This is a genomic window from Methanocrinis sp. (genome assembly GCF_049974945.1).
Taxonomy (GTDB): Archaea; Halobacteriota; Methanosarcinia; order Methanotrichales; family Methanotrichaceae; genus Methanocrinis.
Genome location: NZ_JBNGCU010000005.1, coordinates 1 through 24,296, shown reverse-complemented (window position 1 = coordinate 24,296; position 24,296 = coordinate 1). Strand labels below are relative to the sequence as shown.

The window sequence follows — 24,296 nt, the reverse complement described above, 5'->3', positions numbered from 1 at the left end:
CGCAACCTTTTTCTTGAGATTTGGCTACTATGGAGATCTGGTTGCAGCATTGATGGCTCACCACGGAAGCTTTGTAGCTCTCCGATCCAGGCTGGAGGGCTTGCATCAGGAGAAGAGTTGGGCCGAAAAGGCTCCCGAGTTCGTCTCGGCGGTCTGATCGTGTCGGCTTTGGTCAGAAGATTCTGAGACACTTCCAGGAGCTAAAAAGGTCCCCAGATGGCTGAAAGTTCTCCAAAACTATTTCTATTTAGGATTTATGTCTTGCCCATCGAAATAAATTATTTATATGATTAAGTTTTTGTAAGATCAAAATTTAAAAAAATCCCCGGTGATAATGATGAAGGAGAGCACAGTGAAGGTGCTGGACGATAAAGATCTCGAGTTCGCGGAGACCCTCAGAAGCCTCGGAGTACAGCGTAACGTGGCCATCCTGATAACCTACTTGGCCAACGTAGACGAAGCATCCTCGCGAGATATCGAGATGGGCTCCAACCTCAGGCAGCCAGAGGTGAGCATAGCGATGCGCGCCCTGCGCGAGAACAACTGGGTGAGCGAGAAGGAGGTCAGAAGAGGGGGCAAAGGTCGGCCCATGAAGGTCTACTCCCTCCTGACCCCCATCGACGAGATCATAAAGCATTTCGAAGAAGAGAAGCAGCAAGAGTCGGCTCAGACGATGGAGAGCATACAGAAGCTCAAAGAGCTGATCTTGAGCTGAGGCTTCGAGCCTTCTGAGAGTTCACCTCATGGGCTCGGACGTAGCCTCTTTTTGGGAGACGGACTCAGAGACCACTTCGACGTCGATCTTGGAGGCGATCCCTCTTCCCATGGATACGCAACATCCGCCGACCTCGATCACCACCGGCCCCCCAAAGGGCTGGCAGGCGATCTTGCGGACCCTCTGCCCTTTTCTTATTCCCATCGATTCCAACCTCCTCGCCCAGCCGAAGCTGTCGGCGAAGGATTTTATCTCCAGGACCAGGTTGCAGGGTGCTTTAGTCAGCGAGATCAATTCTACACCTCTAATCTGTCCGTGATTAGAACGATCCGGCGTCTATAAATCTGGCGGTATCCATCCGGCCGGGATCAAGAGAAGAGACAGCGGATCCGAGCCCTCTTCCAGACCGGAGACCAAAAGCTCATATTCTGACGTGGATGCCCCTCTCCGCGAGGTACCTCTTCACCTCGTCGACCCCCCACTCGCCATAGTGGAAGATGCTGGCGGCGAGGGCTGCCGATGCCCCGGTATTCCTGAAGACCTCGAATATGTGCTCTGCGTTGCCGCATCCGCCCGAGGCGATCACCGGTATCCGAACCCTTTCGCAGACGGCGCCCGTGAGGGGCAGGTCGAACCCGTCGTAGGTCCCGTCCCGATCCATGCTGGTGAGGAGGATCTCGCCGGCCCCAAGCCTCTCGGCCTCCATCGCCCAGGCGATGGCGTCGACCCCCGCAAACTCCCTTCCGCCGTAGAAGGAGCACTCAAACCAGGACTCTCCCTCTGGCGAGGGAACCGAGATCCGGTCTTCAGCGGGGGCATCCCTCCTCTTCGCGTCGATGGCGACGACGCAGGCCTGGCTTCCGTACTCCTCGGCTATCTCTGAGATGATCCCGGGCCGCTTTAGGGCCGTGGTGTTGACGGTGACCTTGTCGGCCCCGGCCTTGAAGACGCCCCTCACGTCGTCGAGGCTCTTGATACCGCCGCCCACTGCCAGGGGAACGAAGACGTTCTTGGCGGTGGCTCTGATGACGCTCTTCATCGTCTCGCGCCTTCCGGAGGAGGCGGTGATGTCCAGAAATACTATCTCGTCTGCCCCCTCCTGGTAGTACCGGGTGGCGAGCTCCCAGGGGACCCCGGCGTACCTGATCTGCTTGAACTCTATCCCCTTCACCACCCGTCCTTCGGGGACGGCGAGGTCACAGTCGAGGCAGGGGATTATCCTTCTTGCTAACATCTCGCAAGCCTCACGAAGTTCTCAAGAATGTGAAGACCCTTCTCACCCGACTTCTCCGGGTGGAACTGGACCGCAAAGAGGTTCTCCCTCGATACCGCCGCGGCGATCTCGATGCCGTAGTCGGTGGTGGCGGCCAGGACAGATCTGTCCATCGGAACGCAAGCATAAGAGTGGACGAAGTAGAAGAAGTCCTCGTCGGATATCCCGTCCAGAATCTCAACCTCCCTTTTTATGGTGAGGGTGTTCCATCCCATCTGGGGTACCAGGACCGAGTCCGGGAGGCGGATTACGTCGCCAGAGATCCAGCCCAGCCCCTCCTCGGGGCTCTCCTCGCTTCTATCGAAGAGGACCTGCATCCCGACGCATATCCCCAAGATCGGCGTTCCCGCTTCCAGGGCCTGCCGGAGAGCGCCCTCGAACCGAGAGAGCCGTCTCATGCACCTTCCAAAGGAGCCGACCCCCGGAACCACCACCCCCTCGAACCCCGCCAGCTCCTCCGGCTCGGTCACCAGCTCTGGCCCAGCCCCGATCCGCTCCAGGGCGTTTTTTATGCTGAAGAGGTTTCCCACCCCGTAATCGACTACTGCAATCGTCAAATCTCATTCACCTGATTACGCTAATCTCGCTTCTTTCAAACCGCCGGAACCCTATGCCTCCCGGCCTCGTATATACCTTTTCGGGTTTTGCGCGGGCCTGCTGAAACGAAAGATCGCCATCAGGGCCGTTGGGCAGGACGGGCACCTTCGAGTCATGGAACCGCCATGGTAATGGACGACTATCCTTGGCATGTACTCCACGCCCGTAGCCCGCGTTCCCTCTCCACCACCAGGTAAAATCCGCAGCCTACGGCGCAATAAGGGCAAATTGATGGAATTCGTTCTTCGGTCGTGCCAACACCTTCTGTAAAGATTTCAAATGCCCTCTCTTGGGCTCTTCCTGTACCTTCCAGGCACCATCTCCCGGACAGCCCTCTCCGCCTCAATGCTCCGCCGACATGTTGGGCAGACCCGGATCCATTCCAGCCCTTCAGAGTCCCTCTGGGAGTCAGCGGGGAGATTCGACTCGATCCTTTTGAGCATCGGCTCTGTGGCGTACCTCGACCCGCAGATCTTGCAGGCCGCGAGGTCAAAGGAGACTTCAGGCTCCAGCACGGATTCGTTGAAGGGGACCAGGGTCAGAGCTTTGGCGGGACAGAACTCCACACAAAGATCGCACTCCTCTTTGCACCTCTTCCAGTGGATGGACCGCTCGTCTGCAGTCTCGGTCAGAACGATGTTCTGGCTGGGACAGACGTTGGAGCAGGATTTGCAGCCGAGACAGAGGCCGGGATCAACTCTGATCATCTTCGACCTCCCTGGGCGGCAGCCCGAGCCGCTCGGGCCCGCGCCCGGCGAGACGCCAGCTCATAATCGGTGGTGAGAGCGTTGGCCGGACAGGTGGTGACGCAGGTCGGCTCTGCGCGCCCCTCGCAGAGGTCGCACTTGTGAGCGATCTTGTCTGTCCAGACCACTCCGTAGGGGCAGGCGAGAGCGCATAAGCCGCATCCGGTGCACTTTTCCACGTCAAAGGCCGTCCTATCCCCTTCTTTGTGAAGGGCTCCGGAGAAGCAGGCCATGGTGCAGGAGGCCTCCTCACAGTGGTGGCAGAATATGGGGACTGAGGCGAAATCTTCTACGAAGTGGACGTTGACGTGGCCGCTGCCTCCATGAACCCGCTGGCAGGCCACCTCGCAGGAACGGCAGCCTATGCATCTGGCGATGTCTACGTAAACGGGCATCTAATCCCTCCGAGAGATCTTGCAGGCTGAGACTTTGAACTCTGGAATCCTCGCCTCAGGGTCGGTGACCTCCGATGTGAGGACGTTGGTTCCGGGGAAGTGGAAGGGCATGAAGACCACGCCTCTCTTCACGACGTCCGTCAGCCGGGCGTAAGCCACCGTCTCTCCCCGAGGCGTGGCGACGAGGACCTCATCGCCATCGGCCACCTTCAGCCGCGCGGCGTCGGCGGTGTTGATCTCCACGTAGAGATCCGGCTCCCGGCCGATGAGCGAAGGACTTCTCCTGGTCATGGAGCCGGCGTTGTGGTGGATGGCGATGCGCCCGGTGGTGAGAACGAAAGGATAAACCCAGCTGGCGTCTTCAGCCGCCGGCCGATAGGGTACGGGTACCATGGAAGCACGCCCTCCGGCGAGCTTGAAGCCGGAGGAGTGGAGGATGGGCGTTCCAGGATGGTCGGGGGTTGGACAGGGCCAAATGAGTCCGGCTCTGCCGAGCCTCTCCCTAGTTATTCCTCCGTACTGGGGAACGGTCCGGTTGATCTCCACCAGGACGGAGGCAGCATCAGGATAGTCGAAATCAAGCCCCAAAGACCGGGCGACCTTGCAGATGATCACCAGATCGGAGAGGGCCGCTCCCGGTGGATCAATTGCCTTAGAGCTCCACTGGACTCTCCTCTCCGTATTGGTGTAGCTTCCCTCCTCCTCCGCCCATGCCGCTCCAGGCAAGACGAGATCTGCGGCTTGAGCCGTCGCAGTCATGAAGATGTCCTGCACCACCAGAAAGTCGAGGTTCTCCAGGGCTTCACGAACGTGCCTGCTGCAGGGGTCCGAGTTGGCCGGATCTTCGCCCACGATGTACATGGCCTTGATATCACCCGAGGCGGCTGCATCGATCATCTCCGTGGCCGTGAGCCCCGGGCCCATGGGAAGCCCCTCCGTCCCCCAGGCGGAGGAGAATAACTCGATCGTCTCGGGATCGTCCGCACTTCTGTAGCCGGGATAAAACTCGGTCAGTGCCCCCATGTCGCAGGCGCCCTGGACGTTGTTCTGGCCTCGGAGGGGCATCACCCCGGCGCCCGGCCGTCCCAGATGGCCAGAGATGAGGGCCAGGTTGGAGACGGCCTGGACGTTGTCTGTGCCCGTGCTGTGCTGGGTGATCCCCATGGAATAGAGGATAGTTGAGGCCGGGGATATGGCGTAGGCCCGGGCCGCCCGCACAATATCGTCTGCAGGAACGCCGGTGATCTCCGCCGCCTTCTCCGGAGTGAAATCTTTTACCGACTCTCTCAGAGCTTCAAAGCCTCTTGTATTCGCTGCGATGTAATCTTCGTCCAGGAGATCTTCTTTGATGATCACGTGAGCCATGCCGTTGAGGAGAGCCACGTCCGTCCCAGGGGCCAGCTGCAAGAATATGTCTGCCATCCAGGAAGTGTGAGTCTCCCTTGGATCGGCCACCATCACCACCGCCCCCGCGTCCTTGGCCCGGTGAATCCAGCGGGAGATGACGGGATGGTTCTCCGCCAGGTTCGATCCAATGACGAATATGCACTTGGAGCTCTCGATGTCAGGTATGGGATTGGTCATCCCCGCTGCGCCCAGGGTCCGGTTCAATCCCACCACTGAAGGGGCGTGACAGAGGCGGGCGCAGTTGTCCACATGAGGCGAGCCCAGGAGGCGGGCCAGCTTCTCGATCAGGTAGTTCTCTTCGTTGCTGCATTTGGAGGAGGCGAGAAGGGCGATGCTCTCTGAACCGTGTTTCTTGATGGCATCGCCCAGACCTTTTGCCGCGAGATCGACGGCCTCCTCCCAGGAGATCTCTGCCCAGCCCTCGCCCTTCCTCTTCAAAGGTGTGGTGAGCCTTTCCTGATGGTGGAGGATCTCCAAGGCCGCGTTTCCCTTGGAGCATAAAGCCCCCTCGCTGACAGGATGATCCGGCATGTACTCTATCCCGGTGGCGCGCTCCCTCTCGACCGAAATGAAGAATCCGCAGCCTGCACCGCAATACGGGCATACCGTCGGAACAAGCACTTTTGTCATCTTGATCCCCGAAGGATTTTAATTTATCTAAGGAAATGATATGCGCGTCTAGTACGCATAAAGGTCGCTGTAGGGTCTCTTCGACCGAGGGGTGAGCCTGACGAACGGAGAGCTCAAGATCTCCTCTCTATCCATCTCCATCTCAGGAAAGCGCTCATCAAACCCGGTGACGTACCGGTCGAGAACCGACCGGTCGGCATCGTCTATGGGCGAGATATCCACCTGATCTCCGACCTGAGACTGCTCAACGCTGCCCCGAAGATAGATCAGGCCTCCGTGCATGCCGGTGCCTATGAAGTTCGCCTCGTGAGTCTGGCCCTCAAGGTCCAGGATGATCACAATCCCGCCCGCCATGTACTCGCCCAAGAAGTCTTGGGCTCTACCGCCCACCACCAAAACCGGCCTTTTTCCCTCGTATTCCTTCATGTGGAGGGCCGTTCTATAGCCGCAGCTCTCCCTCACGTAGATCTCGCCGCCTCGCATGGAGAAGCCCAGGACGTCTCCTGCCCTTCCCTTAACGATCACCTCTCCGGCATCCATGGTGTTTCCCACGCCGTCCTGGGCGTTGCCGTGGACGGTTATCTTATGGCCGCAAAGGAAGGCCGCAAGGTCGTTTCCGGGCGTTCCGAAGATCTCGATCTCCATCTTGAGGCTCTCCGGGGTGTAGAGGCGGGTGCCTATGTATCTCTGGCCGTAGACATTTCTGAGCTTGACCCTCTTCACTCCGGAGAGCATCAAGACCCTCAGCCTCTCGTTCAGCTCTTTCGTTACGAGGTCGGTGGCGTCGATCTCAGCGTCGACCTCTATACCGGACCTGGTTGCTGCTGCCATCACCATACTATAATCACTCTCCTGCACCTTTGATTCCCAATACGTCCAGCTCCCACTCGTAGAGCCCCACGCCCCGCAAGTGGTCCCGGTTGCCCCGGAGGCTCTCCAGGGCGTTGATCCCCATCCCGCCCAGCATCTCTCTTATCTCGTGGGACCAGGCGGAGATGAGGTTAGACAGCCTCATGGAGGCGATCTCCACATTCAGCCTGCCGGAGAGGCGCGGGTCCTGGGTGCATATGCCCCAGTTGCACTTGCCGGTGTAGCACTTCTGGCAGAGGGTGCATCCCATGGCGATCAGGGCAGCAGACCCGATGTAGACGGCATCGGCGCCAAGGGCTATGGCCTTGATGACGTCGGCGCTGCAGCGAGTCCCGCCGGCGGCGATGATGGAGCATCGGTTCCTGATCCCCTCATCCCGCAGCCGCCGGTCCAGAGACGATATGGCCAGCTCCGTCGGTATCCCTACGTTGTCCCGGATGGCCTTGGGAGCCGCTCCGGTTCCGCCCCGCAGGCCGTCGATGGCTATTATGTCCGCGCCGGCGTGGACGATCCCCGTTGCTATGGCGGCGAAGTTGTGGACGGCGGCGATCTTCACCGAGATCGGCTTCTCGTAGTTGGTGGCCTCCTTCAGAGCGCTGATGAGCATGGACAGGTCCTCGATGGAGTAGATATCGTGATGCGGCGCCGGCGATATGGCATCGGTGCCCGGAGGGATCATCCGCGTCTCGGCCACCGAGTCGGAGACCTTCTCGCCGGGGAGGTGACCTCCTATCCCTGGCTTGGCCCCCTGGCCCACCTTGATCTCCACCGCCTGGGCGCAGTTCAGGTATTCGGCGTCGATGCCGAAGCGGCCTGAGGCCACCTGGACGATGGCGCACTTTCCAAACTCGTCCCTCATCTCCCGGGGAAGGCCGCCCTCGCCGGTGTTGAAGTAGGTCTTTGACCTGCAGGCGGCCGTCGCCAGAGATCGGAAGGCGTTGTAGCTGATGGCTCCGTAGGACATGGCCGAGAAGAGGATGGGGGTCTCCACCACCAGGTTCGGCGAGAGTTCCGTTCCGATCTCAACGTCTCCACCTTCGGCGGCTATTTCCATCAGGTCGGGCTTGGCCCCCAGGAACGTCCTCAGCTCCATCGGCTCTCTCAGGGGATCGATGGAGGGGTTTGTCACCTGGGAGGCGTTGAGGACGATGTGGTCCCAGTAGATCCGGAACGGCTTGTCGTTGCCGCATCCTGAGAGGAGGACTCCTCCCGTCTCCGCCTGCCTCTTGAGGTCCTCGATCTTCTCGCGAGACCAGGAGGCGTTGGGCCGGTAGAAGGATGGCGACGGCCGGACGACTATGGCGTTCTTGGGACAGAAGATGGCACATCTCTGGCAGCCGGCGCACTTGCTCTCGTCGGAGACGAGCCGATCGGCCACCGGATCGTAGGTGTGGACGCCGAAGGCGCAGTGTCTCTCACAGGCCCTGCACTGGCCGCATCTCTCTTCGTCCCTTATGATCTGAAACTCGGGAAAGACGAATGATCTCATAGCAAAACCTTTCTCATGCTGTTCAGCTCTCCGACGACCGGCTCTCCGCCGTTCGGCGTCCAGACCCGGTCGAGCTCCTGCGAGATGAGCCTGATCGATGCCTCCTCTGAGGAGATGTAGAACATCTCTCCTCTGGTGGCGGCGGTGATGGGTCGCAGCCTGATCCTGTCCGTGAGGCCGATCATCCGGCCGGTCGTGCCGATGATCACGGCGAAGGGGCCGTTCATGAGGAGGGGGGCGTAGACCATCCGAAGGGTGGTCAATAGCTTCCTCTCCCTCTCGGGCAACCGATCGATGGCCTTCCAGATGGGAGGGGCCAGGATCTTGGCCACGATCTCTATCGGCAGCTTCTGTCTTCTCATCAAGAGATCGGCGGCGTAGGCGATCACCTCAGTGTCGGTCTGCAGAGTGCAGGCGTAGCCGTACATCTCCAGGTACCGGCGGTTGGTGCCGTAGGAGGAGACCTCGCCGTTGTGGACGATCGTGGTGTCCAGGAGGCTGAAGGGATGAGCCCCGCCCCACCAGGCCCGGGTGTTAGTCGGAAATCGGCCGTGGACGGTCCAGGTGTGGGCCCGGTAGATCCGATCGAGCATGAAGTACTCGCCCACCTCCTCGGGGTAGCCGACGCCCTTGAAGCAGCCCATGTTCTTGCCGGAGCTGAAGATGTAGGCGTTCTCGATCCCTGCGTTCACCTTCATGATCTGGTCGACGATGTAGTCCTCTTCCGAGCGGACGAGGCCGGAGTCGTCTCCCCCCTCTTTGGGCAGGACGAAGTAGCGCCAGACGAGGGGCGGGTCCCTCAGCTTCACCTCGTCGTCGTGAGGTATCTCCTCGTCACCGACGACGTCGAACCTCGAAGAGAGGAAGTCCTCCAGCTCCAGCTTTGCTTCGAGCTTAGCCTGAGGGCTCTTTCCGGTGAACATGAGGTGGAAGGCATAGTAGTCCTTGTAATCCGGGTATATCCCGTAGGCTGCAAACCCTCCGCCGAGACCGTTGCCTCGGACGCGCATGTTGGCTATCGCCTTCATGACGGCGGCGGCGGAAAAGCGCTCCCCATCCCGGTTCATCGCCCCGAAGATGGAGCAGGCGCAGATCTCCTTGTTGTACAGCTCTCTTCTAATCCTTGGCATGATAATCTCGAACCCCGTCCATCGGCCTGATGATCATGAATCGATGACTTTGCAGGCAAGAAGTGGTTACAAGGGAAGGGATGGCAGGAGCTATTTTATAGGTATTTGAGAAGTGTTGGGAATGTTTGAGAAAGGTTCATAACAATTATGAACGCTTAGGAGATGCGGCTATTTTCTAGAAGGCTACAGCATAACTTGAACCGGGGATTTACATACCAATACCCAGCAGCTTGCGGCGGGGATGAGAGGATAAACGTCTTAACAAGAGTTTCAGATATGCGTATTAATGATAGAACTTCGCAGTGCATGCCATTGTGTGACAGGGTTTCAAAACTATTTATACCCCCCTCGATCCTTATTTAACTAGATACAGATGACATTCGAAGAACTTACAGATGAGCAATGGGAATACGTAAAACCCTATCTTCCACCTCAACCCAGAGTTGGCAGGAAGAGGGCTGATGATAGGAAAATCATTAACGGCATCCTTTATGTGCTGATTACTGGGTGTAATTGGCGTGACATGCCTCGGCGTTATGGATCTTACGTTACTGCTTGGAGAAGGTTAAGACGATGGTCTGAAGACGGCACCTGGCAACTAATCCGCAAAGCGATAATGCATACCGCTTATAAAAACGGTTTTATGTCGCTTGATATTGTTTCTATAGATAGCACCTTTATAGAAGCAAAGAAGGGAGGAGAATTGGTAGCATATAACAGACATAAGAAAAAAAAGGATTAAAGGTGCATGTTGTGGTATGTTCCACCGGTCTCCCACTGAGTATCTTGACTGGTTCGGGAAGTCAGCACGATAGTCAAAAATTCATTGTTAAAGACGAAAAATGAATTTTTATTTTAAAACTCGAGCCAAGAGGGAGCATCTACTAAGTGGCTTTTGAGAAACGAACCCATACCGCTACGTCACAGAGGATGCTTGTTCCCATAGCATATCATCGATCGGCAATCCAGCTTTTCCGCCGATCAAGTAAAATTTACTTGTCTTAACTCCTCTAGCGTTGAGTTTTTATACCTCGCAGAACACCATATTGATCATGCAAGACTGGATTCACCCTCATTTTGATTACCTGCCAGAGCGGCCCCTCTTCCTCTGCGTCCTCTCCAACACCGATACCGGGAAGATCCCCGGTCTCAGCGCCGCGGGGGCCTCTCCCGACCTCACCGACTACACCCCCAGCGCCGACGCGGAGCTGGTAGAGCTGCATAAGATCGTGACCATACCCGAGGTCCCGGAGTCCCCCGAGGGGGCGACGACCCCGGCGGTGGTGACCAAGGCAGCCCTCAGCCTCTCGGGGGTTCCCTCCCTCTTTGTGACCAGCGGCCTGCGAAGAAAGCCCGCCGTCCCCTACGTGGACATGAACGGCTCGGCCGGAAGCGACATAAGGCTCGCGACGGCGATCCCCGACGTCGCCGATATCATGGACCGGGCGACCATGCTGGGAAGGAAGCTCGCCGCATTTTCCGACTGCATCTTCATAGGGGAGTCGATCGCGGGGGGAACGACCACCGCCATGGCCGTGATGCAGGCCCTGGGATACGACGGCAGGGTATCCAGCAGCCTTCTGGACCACCCCCTGGCCAAGAAGCAGGAGATCGTCGATGCCGCCCTGGACCGGTGCGGGGCCTCCTTCGGGTCCATGAGATCCGATCCCCTGAGGGCCCTGATGGAGGTCGGCGACCCCATGATCCCCGCCGTCCTGGGGATGTTGAAGGGCCTCTCGGGGACGAAGACGGTCCTGGCGGGAGGGACTCAGATGGCCGCCGTCCTCTGCGCCGCCGACGCCCTGGGCCTGGGTGGCGACGTCTCCATCGCCACCACCAGGTACATCGTGGAGGATAGAAACGCGAGCTTCGTAGAGACGGTGGAGGGGCTGGGGAGGAGGTGGTACATGGCGGACCCGGGCCTTGAGAGGTCCAAGATCCCGGCCCTCAGCTGCTACGCCCGCGGAAGCGCCAAAGAGGGGGTCGGAGCCGGAGGGGCCGTCCTCGCGGCCAGCCTTTCGGGGGTAACTCAGCAGGAGATCGTCGAGGGGTCGGACAGGGTCTTGATGACTGTGGAGCTGCCAAAAAAGTCGGGCCGAGCCTGAAGGCAGAGAGCATCCGGATCTTGCGGAGTCGCAGATATCTCGACCCGCCTCTCGCAAAGTTATTTATCAATTGACCTCTCAGCCAGGCCAGGGGCATATTGCTTGGAGAGAGATCTTCGCTACCAGCTTGTTGAGAACGCCTGGATCATCTTACCCTTAATTCTAATTCTGATCCTCATATCCTACTTTCTCTTCCCCCTGATGGACGGGATCATCCTGGGGGTCGTCCTCGCCTACGTGGGCAGGCCGATAAGAGACAGGTTCGGACGGCGCAGGCGCCTCGGCTCGATGGTGGCGACCGTCGCCATCATCCTTCCCATCGCCCTTATCCTCGGCCTCGGCGGAGTCGAGGTCGTATCCCAGCTCAACTGGGTGGTGGAGAACCAGGGAGAGATAATCCGAAGGACGGGAACGTTCATCCGGAGCTTCGAACTTCCCCTAGAGGACTACGATATACTTCCAGAGATCAGAGAGATTCCTCCCGTGATCTACGAAGACCTGACCGGGAGCCTGAAGACGATGATCGAGATACTGGCCAGGATAATCTCGAGCCTTCCGATCTTCTCCTACGGAATGTCCCTGGTTCTCACGGCCCTCAACCTCATAGCCTCGATATACGTCTGCTACTTCCTCCTCATGGATGGAGGAAGACTGGCGAAGGGGGTCATGAAGATCCTCCCCTCTGATAACATATCGATCTACAAGAAGTACACTGCCAGAATCGACAGCATCCTCTCCGGCATATTCATCGGCGCCATCTACACCGCCATCGTCAGCGGTCTGATCTCGGCCATGGTCTTCTACGCCTTCGGCATACCTCGGCCCTTCGCCCTCGCCAGCATAGTCTTCATCTCGGGCATGATACCGGTCCTCTCGTCGTGGCTGGTGATAGTTCCCATAACCCTCTACAGATACATGGAGCTGGGAATCTTCGACGCCCTCTTCTTCTTCGCGGTCTCGACGGCCCTGATATACCTCCCCTCGGACCTGATCATAAGGCCATACATAGTCTCCACGAAATCGACGATCCATCCCTTGCTCGTGATCCTCTCCTTTGTCGGCGGGGTCCTGGTGGCCGGGATCGGCGGGTTCTTCCTCGCCCCCGCCCTGATGGGGATAGTGGTGGGAGTGTACCAGGTCCAAAAAGAGGAGACAGAGTCGTCGGGCGCGACCGGCCAACTGGCGGAGGAGTCCGTCGATTGGGCGGGGGACGAAGAGACACCGGACGAGAAAGAATCTCTTCGAGATGCAATGACCGAGACGGAAGGGAAATGAGATTTTACATAGAGACCTACGGCTGTGCTGCAAACCGGGGCAACTCGGAGGCCTTCAGCGCCGCCCTGACCGAAATGGGGCACCATCCCTCATCTCTGAATGAGGCAGACCTCGTCGTCGTCAACACCTGCGCCGTCACCGAACGGACCGAGAGGAATATGAAAAAGCGGCTATCCAAGCTTCAGGGCGATAGGCTTGTGATCGGTGGCTGCCTCCCCTCAGCGATCCCCGAGGCGGTCCAGGATCTGTGCTGCCGCGAGGTTTTGGGCGTCCTCGACCGGTCGGTGGGCATGAAGATGGGCGAAACCTTCCGGCCCGAGGAGTCGAGATATTTCTGTCGAAAGGTCGCCCAAAGCCTCTGTGCCGTAGTCAACATCTCAGAGGGGTGCTTGGGGCGGTGCAGCTACTGTATCGTCAGACGCGCAAGAGGCGCCCTTCAGAGCAAGACCGTTCAGGAGGTGGTCGGGGAGGTCCGCCGTCGTCTGGCGCAGGGGGCGGTGGAGGTGCAGCTCGCCTCCCAGGATGCTGCAGCCTACGGCCAGGACCTGGGATCGAGCCTCCCAGAGCTTCTAGACGCCGTCGCCGGGATAGACTGCAAATTCAGGGTGAGGGTCGGTATGATGAACCCGGATCGTCTGAGCCCAATTCAGGAGGATCTGATCCGGTCCTATGGAGATCCCAAGATCTACAAGTTCCTCCACCTTCCCGTCCAGTCCGGCTCGGATGGGGTCCTTGCTGGCATGAAGAGGGGTTACAGCGCCCAGGAATTTCAGGATATGACTGCAGAGTTCAGGGATCTCTTTCCCAATCTCACCCTCTACACAGACGTCATCTCCGGCTTTCCAGGCGAGATCGAGGAGGACTCCAGGGCCACCGAGGAGCTGATCCGGGCGGTCGAACCCGACAAGGTGAACGTGACCATGTACTCCTCCCGCCCAGGAACCGGTGCTAGCAGGCTTTACGACATGCCCTCGAGGTTCAAGAAGGAGCGCTCCAGACGGATCACTCGGCTCTGGCAGGAGATCGCAGGAAATAGAAACGGCCGATATCTCGGAGAGAGAATCGTCGCGCAGGTGACACAAGGGGGGAGGGTGGGGACGATGATGGCAAGGTCAGAGAACTACAGGAAGATCGTGGTCTGTGAGCCTTTGCCTCTTGGAAGCGTCCACGATTTCGAGATCGTGAAGACGACTCCGTTCTACCTGGTCGGAGAGGTCGCAAGTCGCGAATAGTCGATCTCCGATTGGGGCCGCCAATATCAGCAGTTTTTGATTTTCGTGATCCATGTCTGCCAATTATTCTACATTTTCGTATCTATAATGATTAACAGGCCACTAACCTTATTAATCATGAAGATTATTACTCGGCGTGGTCCAGGCGAGCGTTCTTCATTCCGAAATAGAGGGAACGCTGGGCAGATTCTGAATTGGCATCGGCGTATTGGTGCCGGATCTGCTTCGATATCTGGCGAGAGAAGTTTGCAAAATATTCGACATTTGTCAAGGAGGGTTGAAATTGGCTGGAGAAGGAAAAACCGGAAAGACGAAGGTATTGCAGGAAGAGACCCGAATATTTGAACCACCAAAGGAGCTCGTCGAGAAGTCGAACGTAATGGAGTACATGAAGAAGAAAGGCATCAAGACCGAGACGGAGCTGCGCGAGAAGTGCTCCAAGAACTACTTAGATTTCTGGGACGAGATGGCGAAGGAGTACGCCGACTGGTTCAAGCCATATACCAAGGTGATGGACGACTCCGACATGCCCTACTTCAAGTGGTTCACCGGCGGCCTGATCAACATGACCCACAACGCCGTGGATAGGCACGCCAAAGGAGCGAAGAAGGACAAGGTGGCGTACATATGGGTTCCAGAGCCGACCGACCAGGCCACCCAGAAGATCACCTATGGCGAACTCTCCAAAGAGGTGAACAAGTTCGCCAACGGTCTCAAGAGCCTCGGCGTGGAGAAGGGTGACAGGGTCAGCCTCTACATGCCCATGATCCCCCAGCTCCCCATCGCCATGCTCGCCTGCGCCAAGATCGGGGCGATACACAGCATAGTCTTCTCCGGCTTCAGCGCCAAGGGTTTCGGTGACAGGGTGAAAGACTGCGAGGCGAAGGTGGCCATCACCACCGACGGTTTCTATCGGCGAGGCAAGCCTATGCCCCTCAAGGCCAACGCCGATGAGGCGATCGCCGACGCTCCGAGCGTCGAGCACATGGTCATCTACAAGCGAACGGGGATAGATGTAGACTGGAAAGAGGGTAGAGACATCTGGTGGCACGACCTGGTGGAGGGGAAGTCCGAGGAGTGCGAGGCTGAGAAGCTGGACCCTGAGCACAGGCTCTTCATCTTGTATACGTCAGGGACCACCGGAAAGCCCAAGGGCATAGAGCACGCCCAGGGCGGATACTGCGTCGGACCAGCCCAGACGCTTCACTGGGTATTCGATCTGAAGGAGGACGACGTCTGGTGGTGCACCGCGGATATCGGATGGATAACCGGCCACTCTTACATCGTCTACGGGCCGCTCTGTCTCGGGACGACCGGCATCATGTATGAGGGGTCTCCAGACTTCCCGGACTTCGGCAGATGGTGGAAGATCGTTCAGGACAACAAGGTCAGCGTCCTCTACACTGCACCGACCGCCGTGCGGATGTTCATGAAGCAGGGGGCAGAATGGCCCGCCAAGTACGACCTATCGAGCCTCAGGCTCCTGGGATCTGTCGGCGAGCCGATAAATCCCGAGGCCTGGATGTGGTATCGTGAGCATATAGGCGCAGGCAAGCTCCAGATCATGGACACCTGGTGGCAGACGGAGACTGGGACCTTCCTCTGCTCGCCGCTGCCCATCACCCCCCTGAAACCCGGATCATGCACCTTCCCGCTTCCGGGATTCAACGTGACCATCTATGACGAACTCGGAAACGAGGTGCCCCTGGGAGAGGGCGGCAACATAGTGAGCGAAACCCCGTGGCCTTCGATGCTGAGGGCCTTCTACGGCGACAAAGAGAGGTACCATAAAGAGTACTGGGAGATGTACTGGGACACCCCCAAACGTGGCACCTACCTGGCTGGCGACAAGGCCACCAGGGACAAGGACGGCTACTTCTGGATCCAGGGCAGAATCGACGACGTCTTGAGCGTTGCGGGTCACAGGATCGCCAACGCTGAGGTGGAGTCTGCCATAGTGGCCCATCCTAAAGTCGCAGAGTCTGCTGTTGTCGGAAAGCCCGACGAGGTCAAGGGCGAGTCGATCGTCGCCTTCGTCATCCTAAGGGTTGGGGCTGAAGAGAGCGGTGATCTCAAGAAGGACATAGTCGCCCACGTCAGAAAGACGTTAGGCCCTGTGGCCATGCCTTCAGAGATTCACTTCGTAAATGACCTGCCCAAGACGAGGAGCGGCAAGATCATGCGCCGCGTCGTCAAGGCCAAGGCCCTCGGAAACCCCACCGGCGACACCTCCGCTCTCGCCAACCCCGAGGCAGTGGACGGCATACCGCTCATCGTTTAGATGAGCGATCCCTTTTTATTTTCGAGATCTTTGCGCGCGCAAGATTGGGGCTGGCTCTGAGCAACCTTGCGTTTTAAACCGCCTCAAGGATCACCTCATTGTGAATTGATCGCAATTTGTAATTATTATCTCAATAGGTTGCATCATAACAGACTTGTCCGCCACTTTTGTGAGAATATGATTTATATGCACATCAAACAATGAAAATAATTCCCAGGCATAATCTCGACGCTGAGGAAGAGAATTGAATGAAAATGGATCTTCTGCCCCCAGGCGAAAATATAATTGATAATTTATTTATATTTATTATGACCATAATATATGGGTGCTTTTTTATACCAACAAGAGATCAAGCCCATCCATCGAGGGAAGATCCATTTATCAATTATAGCAGATTCAGTTGCCCACCAACAATGGCCTATGTTGCTGAAGTATGAAAATCTACATTAAGAATTAGGTTATTTAGATATCCTTAATAATTGAGCAAAAACCATCATGATAAATCATTATAATATTTGTTCTCGATAGATTTATAAACAAAGGAAGTACAAGGTAGCCTGGTGTTTCCGACGCAGCTCCACAATGCAGCGGGATATGTGATAAAGGCGGGCCGAGTGGGCCCAATTATCCCAAAAGACCGCATCTAAATGGACATCTATCATCGGATAGATCTTGATATCGGTCTGGAGTAGCCGAAACATCTCAATTTGAGGGTTAAAAGGAGGATTTTAAATTGGCTGAAGGAAAAAGCGGAAGAACCAAGGTTCTGATGGAAGAGACTAGGATCTTTGAGCCCCCAAAGGACCTGGCCGAAAACTGCAACGCGTGGCAGTGGGCAAAGAAGAAGGGCTTCAAGACTGAAAAGGAGATGCGAGACTGGTGCGGCGAGCATTACCTGGAGTTCTGGGATGAGATGGCCAAGACCTACGCCGACTGGTATGAGCCCTACACCGTGGTCATGGACGACTCTGAGAAGCCCTACTTCAAGTGGTTCACCGATGGCAAGATCAACATGTTCTACAACGCCATCGAGAGGCACATCGAGGCCGGCAAGGGCGACAGGGTCGCATACCACTTCATCCCCGAGCCGACCGACCAGCCCGAGAAGGCGTACACCTACCAGGAGATGTACGAGACCATCAACAAGCTGGCCAACGGCCTCAAGAGCCTGGGAGTCGTCAAGGGCGACAGGATATCCATCTACATGCCCATGCTCCCCGAGACCGTCATGGCTATGCTCGCCTGCGCCAAGATCGGCGCCATTCACAGCCTGGTCTTCTCCGGGTTCAGCGCCAAGGGATTCGCAGACAGGGTCAACGACTGTGAGGCGAAGGTCGTCTTTACATCCGACGGCTTCTACAGGCGCGGAAAGCCGATGCCCCTCAAGCCCCAGTGCGACGAGGCTCTGGAGTCCAACGATACCGCAAAGAGCGTGATCGTCCTCAAGAGGACCGGCCTCGATGTCCCCTGGACGGAGGGCAGAGACGTCTGGTTCCACGAGCTGGTCGAGAGCCAGTCCGCCGAATGCGAGACCGAGAAGCTGAACGCCGAGGACAGGCTCTTCATCCTCTACACCTCCGGCACCACCGGAAAGCCCAAGGGCATCGAGCATGCCCATGGCGGATACTGCGTCTCTCCGGTCCAGACCCTGCACTGGGTATTCGACCTGAAAGAGGGCGACGTATGGTGGTGTACCGCCGACGTCGGCTGGATCACCGGCCACTCCTACGTCGCCTACGGACCGCTCTCCCTGGGCGCCACGAGCATAATGTACGAGGGGTCTCCCGACTTCCCCGACTTCGGCCGCTGGTACAAGATCATCCAGGACCACAAGGTCTCTGTCTTCTACACCGCCCCGACCGCAGTGCGGATGCTGATGAAGCAGGGTGAGGAGTGGCCCGAGAAGTACGACCTCTCCAGCATAAGGCTGCTCGGCTCCGTCGGCGAGCCCCTCAACCCAGAGGCCTACATGTGGTACCGGAAGAACTTCGCCTACGACAAGGCCCCCATCATGGACACCTGGTGGCAGACCGAGACCGGCTGCTTCGTTATATCCCCGCTGCCCATGACGCCCTGCAAGCCCGGCTCCGTAGCATTCCCCCTGCCCGGCTTCAACACCACCATCTTCGATGAAGAAGGAAACGAGGTGCCCCTGGGAGAGGGCGGCAACATCGTCAACCCGACCCCCTGGCCATCGATGCTCAGAGCCTTCTACAAGGACGAGGTCCGGTACAAGAAGGAGTACTGGGAGATGTACTGGAACACCAAGCCCGGCACTTACCTTGCTGGCGACAAGGCCACCAGGGACAAGGATGGATACTGGTTTGTCCAGGGTAGAATCGACGACGTACTGAGCGTCGCAGGCCACAGGATCGCCAACGCCGAGGTCGAATCCTCGCTGGTGGCCCACAAGGCTGTATCTGAGGCCGCGGTCATCGGCAAGCCCGACGAGGTCAAGGGCGAGGCGATCATCGCCTTCGTCATCCTGAAGAAGGACGTCGAGCCCACCGACGATCTCTCCAAGGAGCTGAGGACTCACGTCAGGACCACCATGGGCCCGTTGGCCATACCGGCCGGCGTCTACTTCGTAGACGACCTCCCCAAGACGAGGAGCGGCAAGATCATGCGCCGCGTCGTCAAGGCCAAGGCCCTCGGTAACCCCACCGGCGACACCTCTGCCCTCGCCAACCCCGAGGCAGTGGACGGCATACCGCTCATCTGAAGGCGAGCGGTAGCTCCCTATTTTTTATAAAAGCAGCAACATCTCTCCGGAAGTTACGGCCTCTTCTGCCTGGATTAAAAACGCGAAGATCAGAACGATGCCGTCTGGATAGAGTCATATGCATATTTTTCGCTTTTACGACATCTTTGACGTAGATCTTTTATCTCTTCAGTTCCTCAACCATCTCCTTGAGAAGCCAAGACCGCAAGGAGAGGGATTTAGATTTCGAGTCTATTTTAATTCCAGGTATAAAATGCACTGATGGATCTTGTTTTGTCCGAGAAGATCTGCAAGGGTGGCTTCAGCATTATTCGATTAGGTAGATAAAAAATTTCCGTCCACCATCGGCCAAGGCACATCCGGTTCTTTTGTCCTCGGAATCTCCGGCGGATAAACTCCACTTTTTGAATTAAAAATCACGAAAATCTTTAACAATAGAACATCATATATCGTGATAATTCCTTATAAAATCACATTTTTCGACACATTTATAAACGAGAAGAGGGAGATCGCATCAGTGTTTCCGAGAATGCCCCAGATAAAAAGAAGTTCGCTTGCGGTCGGTCGCGAAGATAGAGACGCCAAAGGGTGCTAGATGGCGGCTGAGAGACGCGCTTCGTTAAATGCATACCAGTCTCCAGATCGATCCCGTCGTTAGGGGGGTCTTTTGCGGAAACGCTTCAAGCTAAAAGTCAACAGGAGGTAGAAACGTGGCTGAAGGAAAAAGCGGAACAACCAAGGTTTTGATGGAAGAGACTAGGATTTTCGAGCCGCCAAAGGACCTCGCAGAGAACTGCAACGCGTGGCAGTGGGCGAAGAATAAGGGGTTTGCGACCGAGAAGGAGATGCGAGACTGGTGCGGCGAGCACTACCTGGAGTTCTGGGACGAGATGGCCAAGACCTTTGCCGATTGGTACGAGCCCTATACCGTGGTCATGGACGACTCTGAGAAGCCCTACTTCAAGTGGTTCACCGATGGCAAGATCAACATGTTCTACAACGCCATCGAGAGGCACATCGAGGCCGGCAAGGGCGACAGGGTCGCATACCACTTCATCCCCGAGCCGACCGACCAGCCCGAGAAGGCGTACACCTACCAGGAGATGTACGAGACCATCAACAAGCTGGCCAACGGCCTCAAGAGCCTGGGAGTCGTCAAGGGCGACAGGATATCCATCTACATGCCCATGCTCCCCGAGACCGTCATGGCTATGCTCGCCTGCGCCAAGATCGGCGCCATTCACAGCCTGGTCTTCTCCGGGTTCAGCGCCAAGGGATTCGCAGACAGGGTCAACGACTGTGAGGCGAAGGTCGTCTTTACATCCGACGGCTTCTACAGGCGCGGAAAGCCGATGCCCCTCAAGCCCCAGTGCGACGAGGCTCTGGAGTCCAACGATACCGCAAAGAGCGTGATCGTCCTCAAGAGGACCGGCCTCGATGTCCCCTGGACGGAGGGCAGAGACATCTGGTTCCATGAGCTGGTCGAGAGCCAGTCCGCCGAATGCGAGACTGAGAAGCTGAACGCTGAGGACAGGCTCTTCATCCTCTACACCTCTGGCACCACCGGAAAGCCCAAGGGCATCGAGCACGCTCACGGCGGATACTGCGTCGGCCCCGCTTACACCTGCAAGTGGGTCTTCGACCTGAACGAGGACGACGTCTACTGGTGCACCGCCGATGTAGGCTGGATCACCGGCCACTCCTACGTCGCCTACGGACCTCTCTGTCTCGGCGTCACCAGCATCATGTACGAGGGATCTCCCGACTATCCCGACTTCGGCCGCTGGTACAAGATCATCGAGGACTACAAGGTCTCCGTCTTCTACACCGCCCCGACCGCAGTGCGGATGCTGATGAAGCAGGGCACCGAGTGGCCCGAGAAGTACGACAGGTCCAGCGTTAGGCTGCTCGGCTCCGTCGGCGAGCCCCTCAACCCCGAGGCCTACATCTGGTACCGCAAGTACTTCGGAAACGAAGTCTCACCGATCATGGACACCTGGTGGCAGACCGAGTCCGGATGTCACGTGATATCCCCGTTGCCCATGACCCCCTGCAAGCCCGGCTCCGTCGCATACCCCCTGCCCGGATTCAACACCACCCTCTTCGACGAGGAAGGAAACGAGGTTCCCCTGGGTTCCGGCGGCAACATCGTCAACCCGACCCCCTGGCCATCGATGCTCAGAGCCTTCTACAAGGACGAGGTCCGGTACAAGAAGGAGTACTGGGACATGTACTGGAACGTCAAGCCCGGCACCTACCTGGCCGGTGACAAGGCCACCAGGGACAAGGACGGATACTGGTTCATCCAGGGCAGGATCGACGACGTACTGAGCGTCGCAGGCCACAGGATCGCCAACGCCGAGGTCGAGTCCGCGCTGGTAGCCCACAAGGACGTCGCTGAGGCGGCCGTCATCGGCAAGCCCGACGAGATCAAGGGCGAGGCGATCGTCGCCTTCGTCATCCTGAATACGGGCGTCGAAGCGACCGACGACCTGATGAAGGCCTTGAGGACCCACGTTAGGACTTCTCTTGGCCCGCTGGCAATACCCGCGGCAGTCATCCCCGTCCAGGACGTGCCCAAGACCCGGTCCGGCAAGATTATGCGCCGTGTCATCAAGGCCAAGGCCCTGGGCAACCCGACCGGCGACACCTCTGCTCTCGCCAACCCCGAGTCAGTGGACTACATCCCTCTGATCTGAGGGAGAAGATTCAGGCCCGTTTAGGGTGGGGCAACGCCCCTCCCTTACCTCTATTTTTTTCTGATCAAATAACATAACAAGACATTTGATCAGGACGTTCGAGCTAAAAAGCGCCGCTCATCTCCGAGATCTGAGCGGCTTATCAAAAATGAGAACATACTGGAAGGGGCTGGCGTCAATCAGCCGCTCTGCTAGTGCTCGTGACCGTGCTCATGGCCGTGTTCGTGGTCGCATCCGCAAGCATCGACCTCTGGGCCCTGAACCAGAAAGCCCCTTCCCAGCTCTTCGGTGTCCACGTAATCTATGGTTGTCGGGCTGTCTCCGAGGATCTCGGCATCCTCAGGGGTCATGTGGACTTTGATGCCGTTGCTCTCATAGACCGCATCGTCCTCGGCCGGATCGCCCCAGGCGAGGACGTAATTCGCTCCAGTGACGTCGGTGGCGGCCAGTATCATCCTGACCACCTTCCCTTCGATCATGCTCCCTTTCAGAACCTCCGCGGCCGCGTCTGTTATATCTATCATCGTCATCACCAACCATACTCGCATTTATCTAATCCTCGTTCAACTAATATTTAACTTTGGGATCACAAAGACGAGACAAGATCAGGGCGGCCGAGAAGGGAAGCAAAGATCAGGGCCAAAAGGCGGGGTTTTCATGGGAGTTGACTTGGGAGATCTTCTGGAAAGGGAGAATATAGAGATAAAGGAGCTTTCGGGGCGCTGGATCGCGGTGGATGCCTTCAACACCCTCTACCAGTTTCTGAGCATAATCAGGCAGCAGGACGGAACCCCCCTCAAGGACGGGTCGGGCAGGACCACCTCCCACCTCTCGGGGATCCTCTATCGTATGACCAACCTGATGGAGGCCGGGGCGAAGGTGGCATTCGTCTTCGACGGGGAGCCGCCCCGGTTCAAGAGGGAGACCCTGAACCAGAGGGCTGAGACGAGGTCCAGGGCCGAGGAGATGTGGGAGAGGGCGAAAGAGGAGGGGCTTGACGGGTTCAAGTACGCCCAGGCCGCCTCCCGCCTCGGCGACGAGATGGTGACCGACTCGAAACGGCTTCTGGAAGCGATGGGGATCCCGGTCGTCCAGGCCCCTTCGGAGGGGGAGGCTCAGGCGGCCCGCATGGCGATAAACAGCGAAGTCGATCTTGTGGGAAGCCAGGACTATGACGCCCTGCTCTTCGGCGCGCCGAAGGTGGTCAGGAACATGGCCATCACCGGCAAGAGGAAGCTTCCGGGAAAGAACGTCTACGTCGAGGTACAGCCGGAGGTGATCCGCCTGGAGAGGGAGCTATCGCGACTGGGAGTCGAGAGAAGGCAGCTAGTGGAGATCGCCATAATGTGCGGCACCGACTACAACGAAGGGCTGAGGCGGGTTGGGCCCAAGACCGCCCTGAAGCTGATAAAGGAGCACGGCGATCTGGAGAGCGTCTTGAAGGCCAGGGGCGAGACGATAGAGAACGCCGCGGAGATCAGGGACCTCTTCCTCGATCCCCCGGTCACCGACGATTACAAGATCGAGATGAAAAATCCCGATGCAGAGAAGATCCTTAGATTTCTCTGCGACGAGAGGGACTTTTCCCCGGAGAGGGTGGAGAAGGCGGTCAAGAGGCTTGAGGAGGCGGTTAAGGTTGGGCAGAGCACCCTTGACAAGTGGTTCTAGCTCGGAGCTTTACGACTTGGATCTCGATCGGGCCCTGGATTTGATCAAAAAATCGAGGGCGAAAATCGTCGGAGTTCAGATCCCAGAAGGGCTGAAGAGGATGGCAACAGCCGTCGCGAAGGAGATCGAGGTGAAGACCGATGCAGAGGTGATCGTCTCCGGGGACCCGTGCTACGGGGCCTGTGACGTCGATCTCGATCTCTGCAGAGCCGCAGACCTGGTTATTCACATAGGCCACTCGGAGATGCTAGAGGGAGACCAGCTTCATGACAAGGTCGTCTACGTCGAGGCGAGGATGAGGGCAGACGTCAAGGAGGCTGTCGAGAACGCGGCCGACCTCCTCTCCACCCGGCGAGTGGGCGTCGTCACCACAGTCCAGCACGTCCACCGGATGGAAGAGATCGTTGAAGTCCTGGAGACGAGGGGAATCGAGGCTGTAGTCCGATCAGGAGGAGACAGAACTCGCTATCCCGGGCAGGTTCTGGGGTGCAACTACGAAGCCGCCCGAAATATGGACGTAGAAGAGTACCTCTTCGTGGGGACCGGCCAGTTCCATCCCCTGGGCGTGGCTCTGGCCACGAAAAAGAGGGTGGTGGCCGCCGACCCTGTGACCGGCAACGTCTCGGTCGTGGACGCTCTGCCGATGCTGAAGCGTCGCTACGGTGCCATAGCCAGGGCTGGTGATGCCGAACGGATCGCGGTTCTGGTATCCAAAAAGCCGGGACAGAAGAGGATGGATCTCGCGAAGAAGATGGCGGCTCTTGGAGAAGAGCACGGAAAAAAGATGGTTCTCGTCTATCTGGACAGGGTGGAGCCCGATGTTCTGGTCAACCTGGGGGTGGACGCCGCCGTCTGCACCGCCTGCCCCAGGATCGCTCTGGACGACCAGACCAAATATCCGGTCCCGATCCTGACTCCGCCAGAGTTCGAAGTGCTGATGGGGGAGCGGAAAGGAGATTACTTCCTCGACGAGGTTGAGTAGATAGGAAGAGAAACAGGAAAGGAAAATTCAATATAAGATCCTTTTTAGAATGAGATCATTATTTTGATATAATTAGGTGA

Annotated in this window: 22 protein-coding genes; 11 read left to right on the top strand and 11 right to left on the bottom strand. The window is 57.6% G+C overall.

Annotated features, from left to right (window positions below; translation table 11 throughout):
* Nucleotides 1-13: 13 nt before the first annotated feature.
* On the top strand, nt 14-157 hold the full coding sequence (locus tag ACP5EL_RS01215) for a hypothetical protein (RefSeq protein ID WP_428400618.1): 144 nt from the start codon (nt 14-16) through the stop codon (nt 155-157).
* Between the two features lie 180 nt (nt 158-337).
* Entirely contained in the window at nt 338-715 is a 378-nt protein-coding gene (locus ACP5EL_RS01210) for an ArsR family transcriptional regulator (protein ID WP_428400631.1), read from the top strand.
* Between the two features lie 21 nt (nt 716-736).
* On the opposite strand, the gene ACP5EL_RS01205 is transcribed toward ACP5EL_RS01210, so the two are convergent.
* The 10 genes from ACP5EL_RS01205 to ACP5EL_RS01160 form a co-directional block, all read right to left on the bottom strand.
* Nucleotides 737-1,009: a FeoA family protein gene (locus ACP5EL_RS01205; RefSeq protein WP_428400617.1), complete on the bottom strand. Its 273-nt coding sequence runs from the start codon at nt 1,007-1,009 to the stop codon at nt 737-739.
* Between the two features lie 127 nt (nt 1,010-1,136).
* A complete protein-coding gene (hisF, locus tag ACP5EL_RS01200) occupies nt 1,137-1,949 on the bottom strand; it encodes an imidazole glycerol phosphate synthase subunit HisF (RefSeq protein ID WP_428400616.1) in 813 nt (270 codons plus the stop codon).
* Entirely contained in the window at nt 1,943-2,545 is a 603-nt protein-coding gene (hisH, locus tag ACP5EL_RS01195) for an imidazole glycerol phosphate synthase subunit HisH (protein ID WP_428400615.1), read from the bottom strand. The genes hisF and hisH overlap by 7 nt, the downstream gene beginning before the upstream one ends.
* A 179-nt stretch (nt 2,546-2,724) precedes the next feature.
* Nucleotides 2,725-2,931 (bottom strand): hypothetical protein, encoded by a 207-nt coding sequence (locus ACP5EL_RS01190; RefSeq protein WP_428400614.1) that lies wholly within the window; start codon nt 2,929-2,931, stop codon nt 2,725-2,727.
* A complete protein-coding gene (locus tag ACP5EL_RS01185) occupies nt 2,861-3,292 on the bottom strand; it encodes a 4Fe-4S dicluster domain-containing protein (RefSeq protein ID WP_428400613.1) in 432 nt (143 codons plus the stop codon). Before ACP5EL_RS01185 ends, ACP5EL_RS01190 begins: the two co-directional genes overlap by 71 nt.
* Nucleotides 3,289-3,726: a 4Fe-4S binding protein gene (locus ACP5EL_RS01180; RefSeq protein WP_428400612.1), complete on the bottom strand. Its 438-nt coding sequence runs from the start codon at nt 3,724-3,726 to the stop codon at nt 3,289-3,291. Before ACP5EL_RS01180 ends, ACP5EL_RS01185 begins: the two co-directional genes overlap by 4 nt.
* Nucleotides 3,727-5,763: a formate dehydrogenase subunit alpha gene (gene fdhF / locus ACP5EL_RS01175; protein ID WP_428400611.1), complete on the bottom strand. Its 2,037-nt coding sequence runs from the start codon at nt 5,761-5,763 to the stop codon at nt 3,727-3,729.
* Nucleotides 5,764-5,811: 48 nt separating this feature from the next.
* Nucleotides 5,812-6,600: a hypothetical protein gene (locus ACP5EL_RS01170; RefSeq protein WP_428400610.1), complete on the bottom strand. Its 789-nt coding sequence runs from the start codon at nt 6,598-6,600 to the stop codon at nt 5,812-5,814.
* A 7-nt stretch (nt 6,601-6,607) separates the two neighbouring features.
* Entirely contained in the window at nt 6,608-8,122 is a 1,515-nt protein-coding gene (locus tag ACP5EL_RS01165; RefSeq protein ID WP_428400609.1) for a glutamate synthase-related protein, read from the bottom strand.
* Nucleotides 8,119-9,252: a class II glutamine amidotransferase gene (locus ACP5EL_RS01160; protein ID WP_428400608.1), complete on the bottom strand. Its 1,134-nt coding sequence runs from the start codon at nt 9,250-9,252 to the stop codon at nt 8,119-8,121. The genes ACP5EL_RS01165 and ACP5EL_RS01160 overlap by 4 nt, the downstream gene beginning before the upstream one ends.
* 373 nt (nt 9,253-9,625) lie before the next feature.
* Between ACP5EL_RS01160 and ACP5EL_RS01155 the strand changes: the two genes are divergently transcribed.
* The 7 genes from ACP5EL_RS01155 (at nt 9,626) to acs (ACP5EL_RS01125) (ending at nt 21,566) form a co-directional block, all read left to right on the top strand.
* Entirely contained in the window at nt 9,626-9,994 is a 369-nt protein-coding gene (locus tag ACP5EL_RS01155; RefSeq protein WP_428400607.1) for a transposase, read from the top strand.
* A 310-nt stretch (nt 9,995-10,304) separates the two neighbouring features.
* On the top strand, nt 10,305-11,357 hold the full coding sequence (cobT, locus tag ACP5EL_RS01150; RefSeq protein WP_428400606.1) for a nicotinate mononucleotide-dependent phosphoribosyltransferase CobT: 1,053 nt from the start codon (nt 10,305-10,307) through the stop codon (nt 11,355-11,357).
* A 102-nt stretch (nt 11,358-11,459) separates the two neighbouring features.
* Nucleotides 11,460-12,632, top strand: a complete 1,173-nt coding sequence (locus ACP5EL_RS01145) for an AI-2E family transporter (protein WP_428400605.1) — start codon at nt 11,460-11,462, stop codon at nt 12,630-12,632.
* Nucleotides 12,629-13,864, top strand: coding sequence for a tRNA (N(6)-L-threonylcarbamoyladenosine(37)-C(2))-methylthiotransferase (locus ACP5EL_RS01140; RefSeq protein ID WP_428400604.1), 1,236 nt, complete (start codon nt 12,629-12,631; stop codon nt 13,862-13,864). The genes ACP5EL_RS01145 and ACP5EL_RS01140 overlap by 4 nt, the downstream gene beginning before the upstream one ends.
* A 319-nt stretch (nt 13,865-14,183) precedes the next feature.
* A complete protein-coding gene (acs, locus tag ACP5EL_RS01135; RefSeq protein WP_428400603.1) occupies nt 14,184-16,145 on the top strand; it encodes an acetate--CoA ligase in 1,962 nt (653 codons plus the stop codon).
* Between the two features lie 733 nt (nt 16,146-16,878).
* A complete protein-coding gene (gene acs, locus ACP5EL_RS01130; RefSeq protein ID WP_428400602.1) occupies nt 16,879-18,867 on the top strand; it encodes an acetate--CoA ligase in 1,989 nt (662 codons plus the stop codon).
* A gap of 710 nt (nt 18,868-19,577) precedes the next feature.
* A complete protein-coding gene (acs, locus tag ACP5EL_RS01125) occupies nt 19,578-21,566 on the top strand; it encodes an acetate--CoA ligase (protein ID WP_428400601.1) in 1,989 nt (662 codons plus the stop codon).
* A gap of 191 nt (nt 21,567-21,757) precedes the next feature.
* Here the strand turns inward: acs (ACP5EL_RS01125) and ACP5EL_RS01120 are convergent, their stop codons facing one another.
* A complete protein-coding gene (locus tag ACP5EL_RS01120) occupies nt 21,758-22,114 on the bottom strand; it encodes a HesB/IscA family protein (RefSeq protein ID WP_428400600.1) in 357 nt (118 codons plus the stop codon).
* Nucleotides 22,115-22,223: 109 nt separating this feature from the next.
* Between ACP5EL_RS01120 and fen the strand changes: the two genes are divergently transcribed.
* Both fen and dph2 read left to right on the top strand, forming a co-directional pair.
* A complete protein-coding gene (gene fen / locus ACP5EL_RS01115; RefSeq protein ID WP_428400599.1) occupies nt 22,224-23,234 on the top strand; it encodes a flap endonuclease-1 in 1,011 nt (336 codons plus the stop codon).
* 16 nt (nt 23,235-23,250) lie between these two features.
* The gene (dph2, locus tag ACP5EL_RS01110; RefSeq protein WP_428400598.1) at nt 23,251-24,216 is read left to right on the top strand and encodes a diphthamide biosynthesis enzyme Dph2; all 966 of its coding nucleotides are present in this window, start codon (nt 23,251-23,253) and stop codon (nt 24,214-24,216) included.
* Nucleotides 24,217-24,296: the final 80 nt, after the last annotated feature.